Below are 19,209 nucleotides of genomic sequence, written 5' to 3'. Positions count from 1 at the left end.
CTTGATAAAAGAATAATCTGCTAGATTATTTTAACCAACCAAAAAGAAACCCCCTTCCAGCAATGGAAGGGGGTTTCACTTTTTTATAGGTTAGTTTCAAAAATTGATACATTTCATTTATTTAACAGATTAATTTTAATTTTCAACGATATATTATTCTAATTATGATTAATTAACTGAGATTTAACTATATTTAAAAAATTACTGAACATACATGTGTTCACCAAATTCTGTAGAACTTCAATTAGCTAACGTTTATGAAAAAAAAACTACACCTTTTAAGTATTTGTCTCTTTTTAATTTTCAGCTTTCAAGATCAAAGTGCACACTCACAATGCAACTCAGCAAACTATAATGTCCAGGAATGTGGGCAGGAAAATATTGGGCAACAAAACTACAATCTCGAAATACAGTCTTACAATCCAAACAACTTACTTCCGCCAGGAGATACATTTTATATACATTCGGTAGCTGGGAACTCGTGGGGTGAAACCGTACACCAAACAGCCATGGATCAGGCTTTTGGGGTTGGCAACTGGACCGAAGAATTTTTTGAAACACTTGACCCAGCCGTAGTCTTTGCCCCTACTAGCCGTATAGCCTTTATCGACGGGAGCGATACATTTGCAGACGAACTTAACACGTTTCTTATGGGTAATTTACCCGCGCTGGAAACTTGGGTCTCTGGTGGAGGGATATTGTTGCTAAATTCGGCTCCCAATGAAGGTGGAAACATAAATTTTGGCTTTGGTGGTTCTACATTAGTATATTCTGACCCTAGCATTACAGGTGCCAGCAATGTAGAAGCCCCCAATCCCGCCCACCCGGTGTTATTGGGGCCATTTTTACCCACTTCCCCAACAATGAGCGGTAATTTTTATAGCCACTCAAATATCACAGGAACTGGGTTTACAAATATTCTGGTTGAAACTGGAAATCCAACCGAAACAATGCTTGTAGAAAAAGCCTTTGGTTCAGGGTTTGTGCTGTTTGGTGGTTTTACAACAAATAATTTCCATACACCTTCAATTGAAGCAAAGAACTTTACCGCCAACCTATTAGTGTATCTAGAAAGCTTATACACAGGTGGCAGCAACCCTCCAGTAATCACCTGCCCTGCCGATGTTACCATTACTGCACCTGCAGGTAGTTGTGATGCAGACTATACATTTACTTTTCCCCCAGCTTCAGATCCAGATGGTGGAACCGTAACCGTTATCCAAACCATGGGACCACCGTCTCCTGGCCCCTTTCCAGTAGGAACCACTGTTCTGGAATTTACAGCTACAAATGACGATGCACCTAATGAAACCGCAACCTGTCAATATACCGTTACTGTCCTGGACAACGAAGCCCCTTCGGTGAGCTGCCCTGGAGACCAGAACGAAAGTTTTGATGCAAACTGTACATTTGTATTGCCAGACTATACCGGCTTGGCCAGTGCAACAGACACCTGCGACCCTGCTCCAACAGTAACACAAAGTCCTCCCTCAGGTACCGTAATTAATGCTACGAGTGCTGTTACGGTTACGGCTACAGATTCCAGCGGAAATTCGGACAGCTGTACTTTTAATGTAATCTTAACCGATGATACACCACCCCTATTAGTATGTCCCGTAGACCAAAACGAAAGCGTAGACGCTTCCTGTATGTTTACTATCCCAGATTATTCCGGAATGGCTACAGCATCGGACAACTGCGGTACTATTACTTTTACACAAACCCCTCCTATGGGCACTATGGTTCCCGTGGGTACTACAAGCATAACCCTGGATGTGTCGGATGGTAATAATACCTCAAGCTGCTCTTTTAATATTATCGTAGAAGACACTACAGCTCCACTGGTATCCTGCCAAAATATTACCGTTCAATTGGACGCTAATGGCATGGCCAGTATTACCCCAGCAGATATTGTAACATCAAGCTCTGACAACTGCGGAATCGCAAGCACAGTCATAGATATAGATTCTTTTGACTGTAGCGATGTAGGATTGACACAAGTCACTGCTACCGTTACCGACACCTCTGGAAATTCCAGTATTTGCACGTCACTTATTACCATAGAAGACAACATTGCTCCTATGGCAGTTTGTCAAGATATCACTGTTCAACTAAGTGAAGGAACGGTAGAGATTGAAGCAATAGATGTTGATGGCGGAAGCACAGATGCCTGCGGAATACAAAGTAGGACAATAGATATTGACACCTTTGACTGTAGCAACATAGGCCCCAACAATGTGGTGCTTACCATTATAGACGAAAATGGCAACAGTAGTAGTTGTACTGCGGTAGTGACAGTAGAAGAAACTATTATGCCTCCGCTTGCAGTATGCCAAAATATTACGGTACCGCTATTGCCAGACGGAACAGCTATAATCCCAGCTTCGTCTTTGGACGGTGGCTCAATGGGTATTGGGTGTACAGGTACGGTTTCTGTAAATATTGACACATTTGACTGCAGCGATATTGGCGACCCCATAGAAGTTGTTTTTACTGTTACCAATGCTAATGGCGTATCCGACTCCTGTACAGCTTTTGTTAACGTAGTAGATGGATTTGACCCTACAATTGAGTGTCCCGATGATCAATTTGTAACTAGCACAGGGCCCTATGAATTACCCGATTATCTGGCCATTGGCGATGTGGTTGTAGCGGACAACTGCTTAGAGTTTACGACCGTGGTTCAAGATCCACCACCAGGAACCCTAATGGAAAACGGGTCATACAATATTTTGTTTACGGCTACAGACCCTTCACTGAACGAAGCAAGTTGCTCTTTTGTATTAACCGTAAACGATATACTGGGAACCGAAGATTTTGCAAATGCGCTTGGCACATTAACCTTGTACCCTAATCCTGCAGGTACAGTCGTTAATTTATCAAACCCAAATCTTATCGATTTAGACTCTATCACTATTTACGACATGGCGGGTCGCACAATACAGACCATTCCTCTCACTGAAACAACCTCACAAAAAAGAATAGGCCTCTCAGGGCTGGCAAGCGCCTCTTATATAGTGGTTATTTCATCCCCTTTTGGACAAATAACCAAACAACTTATAAAAGAATGATGCAGTATTTAAAATGAACCAAACCCCTACAAGTATTGTGGGGGTTATATATTTATGGTTACTTTTACGGTATGAAAAACACGATTCTTATCTGTATGGCTCTCTTTTTGGCTATGGCCTGCAGAGAAATAAACAACACCAACGAGAAAATGATGCCCGTCGAAGCAGACGGAGGGATTGGGGACGGCGCGCCTTCGTTGGATTCCTTACTCAAAGCGCAAAAAGACTCAGTGAACATACAGCAAAAAGACTCGTTATAATGTTACCTTGGCATCAATATGTACTAGGACTTATTTTTATAGTTGCGGGAGTATTTCATTTCCAGAAACCCAAGCTGTACAAACGCGTTATTCCGCCGTATTTGCCCTCGCCCAGCACCTTGGTAATAGTAAGCGGTCTTACCGAAATGATTGCTGGTTTCTTACTCCTAAATACTGAAACGCAGGTATATGGGGCCTGGGGCATTATCATACAGCTCATTCTTTTCATCCCTGTGCATATCTATATGCTTCAAAATGAAAAAGCCTCGATGAAACTTCCAAAGTGGGTTTTAATACTAAGACTGCCCTTACAATTTGCCCTTATATACTGGGCATCCCTATATATTTGAAATGAGCTTATTTTCTTCAGAAAAATTTCAGAAAGAAGAACATCTGGACCTTGCCAATGCAACTGTGCACTATATCCCTCGATTTCTTACAACCGAAACGGCAGATGATTATTTTTATAAACTCTATAAGAAGACCAAATGGCAACAGGACGATATAAAAGTTTACGGAAAAACGTATAAGCAGCCAAGGCTAACGGCACTTTATGGGGAGGCAGGAAAAAGCTACAGTTATTCAAATATCACTATGCATCCGGCTCCTTTTACACCTACACTACTGGAGATTAAACGAAAGGTAGAAAAAACTTGTCATGCAAATTTCAACATTGTACTGCTCAATTTATACCGGTATGGTTCAGACAGCAATGGCTGGCACAGTGATGATGAAAAAGAACTCGGTCCAAATCCAACAATCGCCTCGGTAAGCTTGGGAGAGGAAAGAAAATTTCAGTTGAGAAAGAAAACCGACAAAAAAATACGCCACAACATCCTACTTTCACACGGCAGCTTACTGGTCATGAAGGGAGAGACACAGCACTTTTGGCAGCACCAAATCCCGAAGACAAGAAAAAAAGTGCGTCCTAGAATTAATCTTACCTTCAGAAAGATCATTTAATATATATGATATGAATCGACAATCTATGAAAAACAATTTTACCGCTAGGGATATGGACCGGATACTAGAAATGGCCTGGGAAGACCGAACTCCTTTTGATGCCATAAAATTTCAGTTTGGCATTAGCGAACAAGAGGTCATTACTATTATGCGACGTGAGATGAAACCCGCTAGTTTCAGGATGTGGCGCAAGAGGGTTCAAGGAAGAATTACCAAGCACTCCAAATTACGAAATTCCGAAATAGATAGGTTCAAGAGCAGTCGCCAAAAGCAGATAACACACAATAAGATTTCAAAGAGAAACTAATTACCCAAAGATATCATTCAGTACAACAGCCAGCCTAATGCCCGCCTTCTGCAGCTGTTTCCGCGCTATGTCGAGGTAATCGTACATATATTTATAGCCGAGCTTCTCTCCTATTTCAGTATTGTTATACACATCAATGCACAATGCACGACTTTCGTACATCCAATCTCTTACAGTACCTTTTCGAATGGCAAGTAAGTCGTTCTTGGAAAGTTTATCGGCGTTCAAGGCAAGCTCGGTATAGGACATATTGTAGCTTTCAATCATTTTGGTATCCCATACGGTATGCAGGTTTGTACCCTCATTGAACCAGCGAACCTGAAAATCGTTTCCACCTTTATCTGCTGCAAGCCCAACGTGCAAAGGCTGATGGATATCGCCCATAAAATGGACCAACATACGTAAGTGAAACGCTTTATCTTCATTCGTGGCAGTTTTATCCCTTAACACTGCAATGCAAGTGTTTATAGCTACATAGACATCCCCCTTTTCACTTTTTTCTGAGGCCTCATACGAACTATCAAAAGGAAAGTTTACATAATGCCAAGGCCCATATTTTTGGTAAGTATTGTCGCTACGTATTTCATCCCCATAGGTAGACACAAATGCCAGCGACTCCCCGTTGAGTAACTTTTCTATGGCTTTTTTTGCTTTTTTAGTGAGGTATTGTTCGGCTATTTTTCCTGTAACACGGTGTCCCGTCCTACCCCAATCCTCAGAAGCAGCACTAAGCTGAAATGCCACAAAAACAGTAAAGAACAAAGCGAAAAGATGTTTCATGATACTATGGTTTTTTACAAAGATACCATTCATATAAGTAAGTCCCCACCAAAATAATTTGGAAAGTTCAGAAAAAATCACTTATATTTGTTTAATATCATTTTAATATCACTTTAAATTTTTCAATATGTCAAACGAAAAAACCTCCACTCCCTCCAGCGGCTATATTATGCTGTTTGTTTTTTTACTTCTGTTCCTTGGCAGTATTGCTGCTATTTTTATCACACGCTCTCCCTGGTTTGGTGCGGTGACCTTTTTCTCGCTGTTTCTACTTCCAGGATTTGTACTGGTGAACCCCAATGGATCTAGGGTACTATTGCTTTTTGGAAAATACATTGGTACTATAAGGAAAAATGGATTGTTTTGGGTAAACCCCTTCTATACAAAGCAAAAAATATCGCTACGTGCGAGAAACTTCGACAGTGAACGTTTAAAGGTAAACGACAAACTGGGAAACCCTATCATTATTAGTACTATCCTGGTTTGGCGTGTGCACGATACACACAAGGCAGCGTTTGATGTTGATAATTATGAAAATTTTGTGCGCATCCAGACAGATGCTGCCGTACGTGAACTGGCAAGCAAATATCCCTACGATAATTTTGCCGATGAAGGTGTGGACGAAGATATTACCCTGCGCTCCAGTATGAGTGAGGTAAACGAAGCACTTGAAAAAGAGCTGGAAGAACGTCTTCTAATTGCTGGTATCGAGGTACTCGAGTCCAGAATTGGGTATTTAGCCTATGCCAATGAAATTGCAAGTGCTATGCTTAAACGCCAGCAAGCAACAGCCATTGTAGCCGCCCGCCACAAAATAGTTGAAGGTGCGGTGAGCATGGTAGAGATGGCACTGGCCGAGTTGAGCCGAAAAGAAATCATCCAATTGGACGAAGAACGAAAAGCTGCTATGGTAAGCAACTTAATGGTAATATTATGTAGCGATAAAGATGCCGCTCCCGTGGTAAACGCAGGAACACTCCACACCTAAACCAACCCCCACACCAGACAGCCAAAAAATAAACACTATGAAAGAATATAAAGTTTTAAAATCTACGTTTAACTGGACAGAGAACATCCAAAAATTTGAAGACTTGTTGAATACCCATGCACGCCAGGGTTGGGCAGTTAAGGATATTGAACTCATAGGGGGTTCAGGTGCACATTTTATAGCCTTGCTCGAAAAAAATAAATAATGAGGGTTTTTACCGAAACACAGAAGTTTGATCAATGGTGGCTACTTGTGCTCATCTATGGGCTACTCTTGGCCTCGACCATAGGCCTATTTTTGGGCATATCATCAATTTCTGAAAACGATATCTCTGAAATTTTAATTGAAAGGCTACCTCCCTTTGTTATTCTTGCAGTAATCGCTCTATTATTTTATAGCTGCAAGCTTAAGACCAAAATTGATGAAAAAGGGATACACTATGGATTTTGGCCGTTTCAAAGAAAATTACAACTCGCCGCCTGGGATGAGGTTGAAAAGGTTTACATTAGGAAGTATAGCCCCTTGACCGAATATGGCGGCTGGGGATATAAGTTCTCCTTGAGTGGAAGAGGAAAGGTATACAACACAAAAGGCAATATGGGCATACAAATTGTGTTTAAGGATAACAACAAAACTTTGATAGGCACCCAACAACCCAATGCCGCACAACAAGTATTGAACCGTTACATCCCAAAAGAAAACAATTATGAAAACTAAACTGCTTCTTCTATTCATACTTTTTAGCGTTCCAATGTTGGCGCAGGACAGTAAAAAATTTAGTCAAAGGGATATTAGCGTAAGCCCATTTATTGACGGTACCATTCTTACCCCAGAGACCGATACAAAGTCACCACTGGTAATCCTTATAGCTGGTTCTGGCCCTACCGATAGAAACGGAAACCAGGTCATGATGAACAACAACCACCTAAAATACCTCGCCGAGGGATTGTATAAGGAAGGAATCGCAACCTTTAGGTACGATAAGCGAATCATTAAACAAATGAAGGAGCGCACCATTCATGAAGAGAGTATCCGTTTTGACGATTTTGTTAAAGACGCCAAGGATGTCATAGCTTACTTTAAACGCTCTGGAGCATTTTCAAAGATCATAGTGCTTGGGCATAGCCAAGGCTCTACCGTTGGGATGGTTGCCGCGCAAGAGGGCATAGATGGCTTCATTTCGCTGGCAGGCCCCGGACGCTCCATAGATGCCGTTATTGTAGAGCAACTAGCCTTGCAGTCCCCCGGATTGAAGGACAATGCCCGTAATGCATTTAACGAGTTAGCAGAAAATGGCAGCACAACTAACTACAGCCAGGGGTTAGCTTCAATATTTCGTCCTAGCATCCAACCTTTTATTAAAAGCTGGATGCAATACGATCCTGCCGTGGAAATTGCTAAACTGGATATCCCGGTGCTAATTCTCGTTGGAGATAAAGACTTACAGGTTTTACCTTCAGAAGGTGAAGTGTTGAGAGATGCCAAACCCGATGCATCATACAAAGTGATGAGCAATATGAACCATATCCTAAAAGAACTGAAGGAAACGGACGACGACCTCGTGAACCAAAAAACCTATAACGAACCCAAACGCCCTGTAGCGCCAGCGCTTATTGAAGCTGTAGCTACATTCGTAAAAACTATAAATTAGAAAAAGACATCCCCAATGTCCAAAAAGAAAGCATTCGCACTACGTGTAAACGAAAATACCATGAAGGCCATCGAGAAATGGGCTGCGGACGAGTTCCGTAGCACCAATGGGCAGATTGAATGGATGCTTCACGAAATGCTGAAAAAGAGCAAGCGATTGCCCAAGAAATAAATTGCTTCACAAAAAGCCTATCTAGTATTTACAAATATATTTTATGTAAAGATGAATTTCGAAGTATTCAAATTTCTATGCTCAAATAAAATTTCAGAATAGAGAGTCCCTCAATTTAAAATAGAACATGTATTTTGCAGGTAAACTAGACCAAAATGCAAGATACCACTACCGCAATCGAAACCATAAAGGATACTACCCCGTTTTTTACTAGCGATACCATAGTTTTTGGATTGTTGATGATAGCCTTAGGGCTTATTTTTTATACCTCGCACATAAAACAAGGGTTCTGGTATAAGTTCTATAAAATTGTACCCGCTCTTTTTATGGCGTATCTCATCCCTGCCATTTTTACTTCCGTTGGGCTTATTGCGCCAGAATGGACCACAATACAGGATAATGGCGAAGTTGTGGAAGGCAGCACTAACCTTTATTACATGGCAAGCCGGTATTTGCTTCCTGCAGCACTTGTATTGATGACGCTGAGTATGGACCTGAAAGCCGTATTCAACCTTGGCCCAAAGGCATTGATTATGTTTTTTACAGGAACTATCGGAATTGTTTTGGGCGGCCCCATTGCAGTATTGCTTATTGGCTTAGTTTCTCCTGAAACCGTAGGCGGAGCGGGTGCAGATGCAGTATGGAGAGGACTCTCCACCTTAGCGGGAAGTTGGATTGGAGGTGGTGCCAACCAGGCTGCCATGCTGGAAATCTATCAGTTTAACCCGAGTGCCTATGGGCAGATGGTGTTTGTAGACATAGTAGGGGCAAACGTATGGATGGCAATCCTACTGATTGGAATAGGAAAAGCTACCAAAATAGACAAATGGCTAAAGGCAGATACCTCAGCCATTGAGAGCTTAAAGGAAAAGGTTGAGAATTACTCTCTAAAAGTTACACGCAACCCAACGCTAACAGATTATATGATCCTGGCAGGAATCGCTTTTGGAACCGTAAGCTTTGCCCATTTTGGGGCGGGGTATTTAAGCGCAGCATTTCAAGGCTTTGTAGACGGGCTCTCACCAGGAATTGCCAGAAATTCACTAACCTTTTTAAGTTCAAGCTTTTTCTGGATGGTTTCCATCACTACCATTATTGGAATTTTACTCTCCTATACCAAAGCAAGAAATTACGAAGGTGCCGGTGCTAGTAAAATTGGTAGTATCTTCATTTATATATTGGTGGCAAGTATAGGTATGAAAATAGACATTATGGAAATTTTCAACAATCCCGGGCTACTTTCAGTAGGTTTTGTCTGGATGGGGATCCACGCCGGATTGCTCATCTTAATGGCCAAACTCATAAGAGCGCCGTATTTCTTCCTCGCCGTAGGAAGCCAAGCAAACGTAGGGGGAGCTGCCTCCGCGCCAATTGTAGCTTCGGCTTTCCACCCGTCCTTGGCTACCGTGGGGGTCTTATTGGCCGTGTTCGGGTATGCCATTGGAACCTTGGGCGCCGTACTTTGTACCGTAATGATGCGTTTGGTTGCCGGAGGCTAGATTTTTGTTGAAATCATACACTACTATTGCCCAATCAAAGGGTATTTCGCATCTTTGCCAGCTGAAATTATAACCCTTGATTCCAAGCTATGAAAACCTATTTTCTTCAACTTTGCTGTCTTTTGGCAGTAGTCGCAAGCTGCGCTCCAGAACACGAAATGAAACTCACTGGAAATGTTGATGGCCTTAAAAAAGGCACACTTATACTACAGAAAATTGAGGATAGCACTTTGGTTTCAGTAGATTCCATACAAATGAGGGGGGATGAAAATTTTGAGTTTTCCGTTTCGGTTGCCAGTCCACAAGTACATTATTTATACCTACGCCTGAAAAATGGTGACCTACTGGATGAACGCATCCCGTTTTTTGCTGAAGAAGGAGAAATAAACATTACCACTACCCTTGAAAATTTTGGGAATGAGTATGAGGTTACCGGTTCTGCCAACCAGGAAAAACTTGAAGGATACAAGAAATTGATGCTACGCTATGCCAATAGAAATGTAGATGTAGTAGCACATAAACTGAAGGCACTGGCTGAAAAGGACGATTCGGCCTATGATTCATTACAAATGAAAGAAGAAAGTATCCTTCGAAGCAAATATCTTACCTCGGTCAATTATGCCCTAGCGCAAAAGGATTTTGAGATAGCGCCTTACATAGTAGTGTATGAGACCGAAGGACTCTCCAACAAGTATTTGGATACGGTTTATAAAAGTTTACCCCAAAACATAAAAAACTCCAAATACGGAATGGATTTGGAGTTATTACTTTCAAAAAACAAAGCAGAGGAATAAAAGCTTACAGAGCGTTTATCTTATCTATCAATTTTCTGCCACGTGTTTCCAGCTCTTGGTTCACCGCTTTAAAATGTGCTTTTTTATCGGCTTTGGCCACACTGCGGTCGTTTACTTTTACAATAAGTTCATCAAACGTGTTGATAGCCTCATCTATGATCGCTTGGGATTTTTTGGTGTCCTTTTCTGGGTTTGTGAGTTCCCAGATATTCACTGCCTCAATAATATCTCCCAAGACGTAGTTTATGTCTCTTTTCAAATCGCGTACACTCGCCATGATTATTTGTTTATAAATTAGGGCTGCAAGGTACGAATTACTAGGGAATGAAAACTTCTAATACTATAGCGTTTTTGGTTTTGATGGTATATTCGTGAATACTGGCAGGTAAAAGTATGGTTTCTCCTTTTAAAATTTCAATAGAAACATCCTGCGCCACAAATTGGGCACTCCCTTGGGTACACATATACACCTTACAGCTTTCGTTTTCAAAATTGTGTACAGCGAAATTTTTGGTCAAATTCAATTTATGCGTAACAAAATAGGGACACTCCTTGAGCAATACCCTCGTATCCTCTTCATCCTTGTATGTAATGGAAGGTGCCTTGGCAGTAAACTCTATGGCGTCCAGAGCCTCCATTGTATGTAATTGGCGTAATTGCCCATTGGTGTCTGGGCGATCCCAATCGTAGATACGGTAGGTTATATCGCTGGTTTGTTGTATCTCGGCCAGTAGGACACCAGCACCAATGGCATGTACCAAACCGGGCTCAATAAAATAGGCACTCCCCGCTTCTACTTTTTCTGAATGTAATACGGTAGGGATTTTATTGGCTTCTAAAATTTCAGAATAGGATGTTTTGTCCAATTGTTTGTTGAAACCCAAGATCAATCTGGCATTTGTATCTGCTTGAAGGATATACCACATCTCAGTTTTCCCGAAAGAATTATGACGCTGTTGTGCCAATGTATCATTGGGATGCAATTGAACCGAAAGATCCTGGTGCGCATCTATAAACTTGAACAACAAAGGAAAATTTGATCCATATTTTTTATACACCCGCTCCCCTACCAGTTTATCCTTGTAGCTTTCTATCAGGTCCGTAATTTTTTGCCCTTTTAGAGCACCGTTTGCAACTTTTGAAATCGTGCCCTGAACACCCGAAATTTCCCAGCTCTCCCCTACGGTACCATTGCCCTCCTTGTTGAGGATAGCTTTTAACTTGTTACCGCCCCAAACTTTTTCTTTAAGCTCAGGTATAAATTGTAAAGGATATAGATCGGGATGTTTCATTCTTAACCGGTATACACTACATAATTACGAGGGGTCTCGTACAGTTTTATTGAAATTGCATACTTTCCATCCAACTTAGAACGTAATTTATCGTAAATAACCATGGCTATATTTTCGACTGTTGGATTCAGGTTTTTAAATTCTGGGACTTCCTCATTCAGGTTTTTATGGTCAAAGGGAACTTCTACTTCGGTATAAATTAAATCCTTCAGGATCTTTAGGTCGATCAAGAAACCAGTATCTGGATCTATCTCGCCGGTAACGCCTACTTCCAACTCATAGTTGTGCCCATGGTATAAGGGATTGCTACATTTTCCAAACACTTCAAGGTTCTTCTCATCGCTCCATTCTTTTTTAAAAAGGCGGTGTGCGGCGTTAAAGTGGGCTTTTCTGTATACGGTCAAGCTCATACGCTAATGTGCTTATAAAATTTTTCAAAAATAATCTTGAACCAAGCAGTGTACTCTTGTGGGTTATTGGCAATGTCTTGTTTCACATCTTCAAGGGGCATCCATTTCCAGTTGGCTACTTCGTCTGGGTTAATATTTGGGACACCTTCGAAAGTACCCAATAAAATATGGTCGTACTCATGCTCTGTCAATCCATTATCGAAAGGGGCTTTGTAGATAAAGGAAGTGCTTTCTTTTAGAGGAACGCTAAATCCCATTTCTTCCATAAGCCTTCTTTCGCCTGCTTCTTTGGAGGTTTCTCCTTCACGCTGGTGACTGCAGCAGGTGTTTGTCCAAAGCCCTGGTGAATGATACTTTTCCAAAGCTCTTTGCTGGAGCATTACCTCTTTTTTGGAATTGAAAATAAATACTGAAAATGCTCTGTGCAACAGTCCTTTTTCGTGCGCTTCCATCTTTGGCATCAAGCCAATCTGTTCATCCTTTTCGTTTACAAGGATTACGTTTTCTTCAGCCATAGCAATACTTTGGGTTTTTCCCAAAAATACAAAATAGGATGTTCCCAAAATGAAAAACGTTCCATAAAAAATTATGGAACGCTTTATAAAATTCAGTTTTAAGATTTCCCCTTTCTTAATTCTGAATTATAAACATTGATCTTCGGTTTAATTGATGTTCTTCTTCAGTGCACTCTACACCGTCAGGACAATCGGTGACCAATCGTCTTTCTCCATATCCTTTTGCTGTAAGCCTACTACGCTCTATACCATTATCTACCAACCAATTAAGGGTAGATTGCGCTCGTTTTTCACTTAGGCGCTCGTTGTATTTAAACGGTGCTCGAGAGTCTGTGTGCGACTCTATGTGGATTATCAACTCTGGGTATTTTATCATGGCCGCTCTAATTTTAGCGAGCTCTATGGCTGCATCTGGACGAATGTTGTATCTATCGAAATCGAAATAGATGGGTTGTAGGTCCAATATACATCCTAGGTCGTTTGGAGGACATCCAATACGCAAGAGCGGTATGGGAACTGTCATGGTAGCAGATTCATCAGGTGTTGTAACCCTAGTTTCATAAGGTTGATATTCCTCTTTCGAACCTCTAATTATATAGTCCTTTTCACAGGAAACATTAAATTCAAATGCTGCGTTCTCGTCTGCAATTACTTCTTCTATCAAGGCATTATTCTCGTCCAATAACTGAACTGTCGCTCCAGGCAATAATTCTTCGGTTTCAGAATCGAATACGGTTCCTTCCAAAACTATTTGGCAAATTTCCTGTACGCGGTAAATATCATCGTCTATACTACCCCGCTCTCCATCACGGTTTGAAGACAAGTATCCAATTCGTTTTTCTTCACGAATGATAAACCCAAAATCATCTTGGTTACTATTTGCAGGTTCTCCAAGATTTTTTATTTTAGTTGGCATGCCATTAGCATCCAAGGTTGTTACGTAAATATCGTACCCCCCTAGTCCTGCACGGCCATCACTGGAAAAATACAGATTCCCTTCATCGCTTATAAAAGGAAAGGATTCTCTTGCCTCTGTATTAATTCCAGGCCCTAAGTTTACAGGCTCGCCGTAACTGTTGTCCCCTTGAATCTCTACATACCAAAGATCACTCATACCCAGTGTTCCTGGCATATCTGAAGAGAAATACAAACGCTTTTGATCCCTGCTCAAGGTTGGGTGGGCCACAGAGTATTCCTTGCTATTAAAAGGCAACTCCTCGATATTAGCCCAATTGTTGTCCCCGTTGTTTGTCGCTTTATACAACTTGAGACGGATAGTCTTGTTTTTATCCTTTCCCTTTTTCCCATCAATGAAATTATTACGCGTAAAGTAAACGGTTGTTCCGTCCTTGCTGAAGGTTGTGGAAGACTCGTGGTATTTTGTGTTTATGTCTCCATCAAGACCTCTAGCATTAGATAGGTAGCCCAGGGAATCCATGTCTGCAACAAAAAGATCTAAAAAAGGTTGGTCTGTCCATTCAAAGTTCTTCGCACCTTCAGATTTTGTGGTTGCAGAAGCATACACGAGCTTATCGCCATAGTAGGAAGGACCAAAATCTGAAAATTTTGTATTTACTGAAACTTTTTCAAGTTCATACCCTTTAGCTTCAAATGCGATGCTTTCCAAATAGTCTGGGTCGTCTTTGTAGTTCTGGACCACAAGCCCATCACCACCAACAGCTGCGTATAAATCCATCAACTTATCGGACTCATCATATTTCTTCAAACTCTTTAACGATTGTGCGGCCCTGTAGTAATATACCGCTTCTACCTCAGAAGGATAGTTCGCAATGAGTTTTTGGTACCATTTTGCCGCGTTATCATAATCGCTGTTCCAATAATAGGTATCCCCCAGGTTTTTGAAGATCTGTGCAGACTCGTAACCATCCTCTACTACTTGCAAGTAGATTTGTCTGGCATCGATATAGGCAAATTTGTTGAATTCCTTATTGGCTTTTTCTACCTTGTTCTTTTGGGAGAAACCAATACTGGTAACCATAAGCACCAATATAGCCAAGATAAGTTTGTGTGAAGTTGTAACTGTCCTCATAAATTTTGTATTGTAGTTTTTTAGAAGAATCTAGGTGTAAGTACGCGTTCTGGTTTCTTGAATATATCGAAGCGTAGCATAATCTCGTAAGATCCGTCGCTGTACTGCTCTATATCTGTTGTTTGGTAATCGTATCCAAAACCAATAAATATACTGTCACTAGCCTGAAAGCCTATGAGACCACTAAACGCGGCGCTCCATCTATAAGCTGCTCCTAATGTAAATTTTTCGTTAATAAGGAAGTTGGCCGATACGTCCCACTGTAGAGGCGATCCACTCACTGCTTTTACCAAAGTAGCGGGCTTAAATTTGAGGTTGTCACTTAAATCGAACACATATCCAGCAATCAGGAAATAGTGTAATCGTTCAGCGGCTATTGTTTCATTATCAAAGTTAACTATGTTGCTTTCGTCGTAGTGCTCTGTTGTCAAGAAATTTGGCACAGAGAGTCCTGCATAGAATTTATCGGTATAGTAATACAGTCCTGCCCCAATTTGTGGTTGCAACTTGTTGTCTACATTATTCTGAAAGCGAGGGTCGGTGGTATCGAAAATATTCAGTTTTGTAAAATCTACATCCAACAGATCTACACCAGCTTTTAAGCCGAAGCTTAGTTGTGCAGTCTCTGATGTGTTGATGGTATATGAATAATCGATATTAACGTTAGATTCTACAGCTGGGCCTATTTCGTCACGAACGATAGAGAGTCCAAGCCCCATGTTTTCCAATGCCCCAATAGGTGAGTTTACAGTAAATGTCCCAGTTTTTGGTGCACCTTCAAAACCAACCCATTGTGTTCTATAGAGTGCGCCAAAACTCAAGGCATCCCTAGATCCAGCGTACGCTGGATTTACAACCTGTGTATTGTACATATACTGGGTATATTGTGGGTCTTGCTGTGCCAGTCCAGTAACGGTGGTTACAAGCGCCAAAATCAAAATTGTTAAATAACTGTGTTTCATAGTTATGTATTTTAAACCTGGACAGGCGAGCTGCCCAGGGTTTTATTCTTCAATTGCTAATTATCTATTAATGTATAAGTAACCAGTGTTCTTCAAGGTATCACCAGAATCTGGATCTTGACGAACCAAGATGTAGAAATAGGTACCTGTTGGTAATATTTTATCATCTTGTATTGTTGCTCTTCCGTTAGAGAAACCTCTAAATACATTCTCTTCTCCTGAAGCACCTCCGTAACCATCGGTTTCCCATACTAGTACTCCCCAACGGTTGTATATCTTCATATTATTTTCTGGGAAGTTTTCAATTCCTAGAACTCTGAAGAAATCGTTCAGACCATCTCCATCAGGTGTAATACCATTAAAGATTTCAAAAGGCAATTCTGGCAATACATTAGGCAGTATCACAACAGTTGGATCATCAGGATCCCCGTCACCATCTGGATCTACATTGGTAAGATCGTTTGGATCATCCGAAGTGTCTTCTACCATTGTTCCATTTTGTGTTTCTCCCGTAATAGTAGCTTGGTTAACCACTTCACCATTGTCTATATCATCTTGGTTAATGGCATACGTAGCACTATAGGTAGTTTCATCAACCTCGCCTGCAAGCAATACTGGGATTGGATCTCCTGTAATTTCAATACCTACAAGGTCTGTATCCTCAAGTGTAAGATTGTAAAGAGTTACATTACCTGTATTTCTAACAGTGAACACGTACGAGATGGTTTCGCCTGGTTGTGGGATACCGTCTCCATTGTCATCTAACCAAATACCTTCTTTTTCTAGAGATACTTTTGGATCTTGACATAGGGTGCTAACTGTTGGGTCATCCTCGAAATTACTGTTGTTATCTGAAAGGTCGCTCACAATGTTTCCATCTGGTGTAGTACCTTCTACCAATGCTTGGTTGGTAACGTTTCCGTTATCTACATCGTCTTGTGTTACAATGTATTCAGCACTGAATGTTTCGGTATCACTCTGTCCAGCTTGAAGCGTAATTGGACCTCCAACAACAGCTACCATAGGATCGGTCACCATAACATTGGTCAATACTACATTTCCTAGATTGGTTACAACAAAGTCGTACACAATAGATTCACCAAGGTCTACACAACCATTGTTGTTATCATCTATTAAAGTACCTGTTTTTATCAAGGCTATAATAGCATCTTGACAAAGTGGTGTAATGGTAGGATCGTCCTCTAAGAAGCTATCATCATCTGAAAGGTCACTAACAACGTTCTGTTGTGGGTCTAAACCGTTTACAGTTGCTTGGTTCTCAACAAAGCCGTCGTTTATGTTTGCTTGCGTAATTAAATAGGTAGCAGTAAAGGAGTCTATATCTGTCTCGCCTGGTGCCAAGGTAATAGGACCTCCTACTACATTCACCAGAGGATCTTCAATATCGATATTAGTAAGCGTTACATTACCTGTATTCTGAACAGTGAACGCATACTCTATTGTTTCCTTAGGATCTGCACAACCGCTATTGTTCTCGTCCATTACAGTACCCACTTTTATTAAGGCGATACTAGCGTCTTGACAAAGAATAGTTACAGTTGGATCATCTTCAATAAATACGTCATCATCTGAAAGATCTTCAACAATAGTTCCATCTGGTGCTGTACCCATAGCTGTTGCTTGGTTTGTAAAGCTACCATTGTCAATATCTACTTGAGTGATACTGTACACTGCGGTAAAGTTGGTTGTATTGGTCTCGCCTGGTGCCAAGGTGATTTCAGGACCTACTACATTAACAAGTGGATCATCAATATCTACTTGCGTTAGTGTCACATTACCTGTGTTCATTACTTGGAATTCATACGAAATAGTTTCTTTCACATCTGAACAGCCATTACCGTTTTCATCGTTCAGTGTTCCAATCTTGATGACTGCAATGGATGGTTCTTGACATAAATCTGTTGTAGTTATTTCATCAACTTCAACAGTAGGACCTGAAAGATCATCTACAATACTTCCATCTGGAGTGGTACCTTGAGCAGTAGCTTGGTTATTAACTTGACCAGCATCAATATCTGCTTGTACAATGGTATAACTAGCTGTATAAACCCAAGTTTCTGTTACGTCAAGCTCTGTATCACCATCAGTATCGCCTCCCACAAATATGATTGGCACTACTGGGTTTGGTGCTTCCAACAATGGATCGGTCACCACAATATTTGCCAGACTCACAGTACCCTCGTTGGTTACCGTGAAGGTGTAGTCTATCATTTCTCCTGGCTGCGTACAATCGCCTCCATCATCGTACACCGCTTCTTTCACGATAGCAATCTCAGCATCTTGACAAACATCGGTTACAGTTGGATCGTCCTCCGTGGTCAAACTATCATCCGAAAGATCGCTCACCGTGGTCCCTCCACCTGTTCCGGTAGCAGTCGCTTGGTTTGTTACGTTTCCAGCATCTATATCATCCTGTGTAAGTGTATACTCTGCTGTGTATGTCCATGTCTCATCGATATCCAACTCGTTGTCACCATCGGTATCACCACCAGCGAACACGATTGGTACTACTGGGTTTGGCGCTTCCAATAATGGATCGGTCACCGTTACACCAGTAAGACTTACGTTTCCTTCATTGGTCACTACGAAAGTATAACTAATAGTATCGATACCCGCATCACTACAACCGCTCTGGTTATTATCATTTAATTCTCCATCCTTAACAATGGCTATTACTGGGCTCTGGCAAACATCGGTCACCGTTGGGTCGTCCTCCGTGGTCAAACTATCATCCGAAAGATCGCTCACCGTAGTTCCTCCACCTGTTCCGGTTGCAGTCGCTTGGTTTGTAACGTTTCCGGCGTCTATATCATCCTGTGTAAGGGTGTAGTCTGCCGTGTATGTCCATGTCTCATCGATATCCAGCTCGTTGTCACCATCGGTATCACCGCCAGCGAACACGATTGGCACCACTGGGTTTGGTGCTTCCAACAATGGATCGGTCACCGTTACGTTGGTCAGGCTCACGTTTCCTTCGTTGGTCACAGTAAATACGTAGCTGATTGTATCGATGCCCGCATCACTACAACCGCTCTGGTTGTTGTCGTTGAGGGTCCCATCTTTTACGATAGCGATTACTGGGCTCTGGCAAACATCGGTCACCGTTGGGTCGTCCTCAGTGGTCAAACTCTCATCCGAAAGATCGCTCACCGTGGTCCCTCCACCTGTTCCGGTTGCAGTCGCTTGGTTTGTAACGTTTCCGGCGTCTATATCATCCTGTGTAAGGGTGTAGTCTGCCGTGTATGTCCATGTCTCATCGATATCCAGCTCGTTGTCACCATCGGTATCACCGCCAGCGAACACGATTGGCACCACTGGGTTTGGTGCTTCCAACAATGGATCGGTCACCGTTACGTTGGTCAGGCTCACGTTTCCTTCGTTGGTCACAGTAAATACGTAGCTGATTGTATCGATGCCCGCATCACTACAACCGCTCTGGTTGTTGTCGTTGAGGGTCCCATCTTTTACGATAGCA

General features: G+C 41.7%; 20 protein-coding genes. 12 read left to right on the top strand and 8 right to left on the bottom strand.

The annotated features are described in order from the left end of the window. Positions 1 to 257 precede the first annotated feature (257 nt). From C8D94_RS12645 to C8D94_RS12630, 5 genes are all read left to right on the top strand, one after another. Entirely contained in the window at positions 258 to 3,071 is a 2,814-nt protein-coding gene (locus C8D94_RS12645; protein WP_115124312.1) for an HYR domain-containing protein, read from the top strand. A 71-nt stretch (positions 3,072 to 3,142) separates the two neighbouring features. Further along, positions 3,143 to 3,331 (top strand): hypothetical protein, encoded by a 189-nt coding sequence (locus C8D94_RS15200; RefSeq protein WP_147278553.1) that lies wholly within the window; start codon positions 3,143 to 3,145, stop codon positions 3,329 to 3,331. Beyond that, positions 3,331 to 3,681: a DoxX family protein gene (locus tag C8D94_RS12640; RefSeq protein WP_115124311.1), complete on the top strand. Its 351-nt coding sequence runs from the start codon at positions 3,331 to 3,333 to the stop codon at positions 3,679 to 3,681. The genes C8D94_RS15200 and C8D94_RS12640 overlap by 1 nt, the downstream gene beginning before the upstream one ends. A 1-nt stretch (position 3,682) precedes the next feature. Further along, complete coding sequence (locus tag C8D94_RS12635; RefSeq protein ID WP_115124310.1) at positions 3,683 to 4,294, top strand: alpha-ketoglutarate-dependent dioxygenase AlkB family protein; 612 nt, start codon at positions 3,683 to 3,685, stop codon at positions 4,292 to 4,294. Between the two features lie 25 nt (positions 4,295 to 4,319). Then, positions 4,320 to 4,601, top strand: a complete 282-nt coding sequence (locus C8D94_RS12630) for a TIGR03643 family protein (RefSeq protein WP_115124309.1) — start codon at positions 4,320 to 4,322, stop codon at positions 4,599 to 4,601. Here the strand turns inward: C8D94_RS12630 and C8D94_RS12625 are convergent, their stop codons facing one another. Further along, positions 4,602 to 5,381: a S1/P1 nuclease gene (locus C8D94_RS12625; protein ID WP_115124331.1), complete on the bottom strand. Its 780-nt coding sequence runs from the start codon at positions 5,379 to 5,381 to the stop codon at positions 4,602 to 4,604. A gap of 127 nt (positions 5,382 to 5,508) precedes the next feature. On the opposite strand from C8D94_RS12625, the gene C8D94_RS12620 reads away from it, so the two are divergent. The 7 genes from C8D94_RS12620 to C8D94_RS12590 all read left to right on the top strand — a co-directional run bounded on the left by C8D94_RS12620 (position 5,509) and on the right by C8D94_RS12590 (position 10,484). After that, entirely contained in the window at positions 5,509 to 6,369 is an 861-nt protein-coding gene (locus tag C8D94_RS12620; protein ID WP_115124308.1) for an SPFH domain-containing protein, read from the top strand. Positions 6,370 to 6,406: 37 nt separating this feature from the next. Continuing rightward, on the top strand, positions 6,407 to 6,574 hold the full coding sequence (locus C8D94_RS12615; protein WP_115124307.1) for a DUF4177 domain-containing protein: 168 nt from the start codon (positions 6,407 to 6,409) through the stop codon (positions 6,572 to 6,574). Further along, positions 6,574 to 7,086, top strand: coding sequence for a hypothetical protein (locus tag C8D94_RS12610; RefSeq protein ID WP_115124306.1), 513 nt, complete (start codon positions 6,574 to 6,576; stop codon positions 7,084 to 7,086). Before C8D94_RS12615 ends, C8D94_RS12610 begins: the two co-directional genes overlap by 1 nt. Continuing rightward, positions 7,076 to 8,020 carry an alpha/beta hydrolase gene (locus tag C8D94_RS12605; RefSeq protein WP_115124305.1) on the top strand — a complete coding sequence of 315 codons (945 nt, stop codon included), beginning with the start codon at positions 7,076 to 7,078 and terminating at the stop codon, positions 8,018 to 8,020. Before C8D94_RS12610 ends, C8D94_RS12605 begins: the two co-directional genes overlap by 11 nt. Before the next feature lie 15 nt (positions 8,021 to 8,035). Next, the gene (locus C8D94_RS12600; protein ID WP_115124304.1) at positions 8,036 to 8,191 is read left to right on the top strand and encodes an Arc family DNA binding domain-containing protein; all 156 of its coding nucleotides are present in this window, start codon (positions 8,036 to 8,038) and stop codon (positions 8,189 to 8,191) included. A 155-nt stretch (positions 8,192 to 8,346) separates the two neighbouring features. Then, positions 8,347 to 9,690, top strand: coding sequence for a DUF819 family protein (locus C8D94_RS12595; protein ID WP_115124303.1), 1,344 nt, complete (start codon positions 8,347 to 8,349; stop codon positions 9,688 to 9,690). Positions 9,691 to 9,779: 89 nt separating this feature from the next. Then, on the top strand, positions 9,780 to 10,484 hold the full coding sequence (locus tag C8D94_RS12590; RefSeq protein WP_115124302.1) for a DUF4369 domain-containing protein: 705 nt from the start codon (positions 9,780 to 9,782) through the stop codon (positions 10,482 to 10,484). A 4-nt stretch (positions 10,485 to 10,488) separates the two neighbouring features. Here the strand turns inward: C8D94_RS12590 and C8D94_RS12585 are convergent, their stop codons facing one another. From C8D94_RS12585 to C8D94_RS15355, 7 genes are all read right to left on the bottom strand, one after another. Then, positions 10,489 to 10,761: a hypothetical protein gene (locus C8D94_RS12585; RefSeq protein ID WP_115124301.1), complete on the bottom strand. Its 273-nt coding sequence runs from the start codon at positions 10,759 to 10,761 to the stop codon at positions 10,489 to 10,491. A 40-nt stretch (positions 10,762 to 10,801) separates the two neighbouring features. Continuing rightward, entirely contained in the window at positions 10,802 to 11,776 is a 975-nt protein-coding gene (locus C8D94_RS12580; RefSeq protein WP_115124300.1) for a type I phosphomannose isomerase catalytic subunit, read from the bottom strand. A gap of 2 nt (positions 11,777 to 11,778) precedes the next feature. Continuing rightward, a complete protein-coding gene (locus C8D94_RS12575; protein ID WP_115124299.1) occupies positions 11,779 to 12,186 on the bottom strand; it encodes a 6-pyruvoyl trahydropterin synthase family protein in 408 nt (135 codons plus the stop codon). Further along, positions 12,183 to 12,701, bottom strand: coding sequence for an isopentenyl-diphosphate Delta-isomerase (gene idi, locus C8D94_RS12570; protein WP_115124330.1), 519 nt, complete (start codon positions 12,699 to 12,701; stop codon positions 12,183 to 12,185). Before idi ends, C8D94_RS12575 begins: the two co-directional genes overlap by 4 nt. Before the next feature lie 115 nt (positions 12,702 to 12,816). Next, on the bottom strand, positions 12,817 to 14,751 hold the full coding sequence (locus tag C8D94_RS12565) for an OmpA family protein (RefSeq protein ID WP_170134777.1): 1,935 nt from the start codon (positions 14,749 to 14,751) through the stop codon (positions 12,817 to 12,819). Positions 14,752 to 14,771: 20 nt separating this feature from the next. Continuing rightward, positions 14,772 to 15,713: a PorP/SprF family type IX secretion system membrane protein gene (locus tag C8D94_RS12560; RefSeq protein ID WP_115124298.1), complete on the bottom strand. Its 942-nt coding sequence runs from the start codon at positions 15,711 to 15,713 to the stop codon at positions 14,772 to 14,774. A 60-nt stretch (positions 15,714 to 15,773) separates the two neighbouring features. Beyond that, positions 15,774 to 19,209, bottom strand: a 3,436-nt coding sequence (locus C8D94_RS15355; protein ID WP_170134776.1) for a gliding motility-associated C-terminal domain-containing protein, incomplete at its 5' end; no start/stop codon positions are given.

The organism is Marinirhabdus gelatinilytica, assembly GCF_003353425.1.
Classification (GTDB): domain Bacteria; phylum Bacteroidota; class Bacteroidia; order Flavobacteriales; family Flavobacteriaceae; genus Marinirhabdus; species Marinirhabdus gelatinilytica.
The sequence above is the reverse complement of the archived record's forward strand: the minus strand, read 5'-3'. Positions and strand labels throughout refer to the sequence as shown.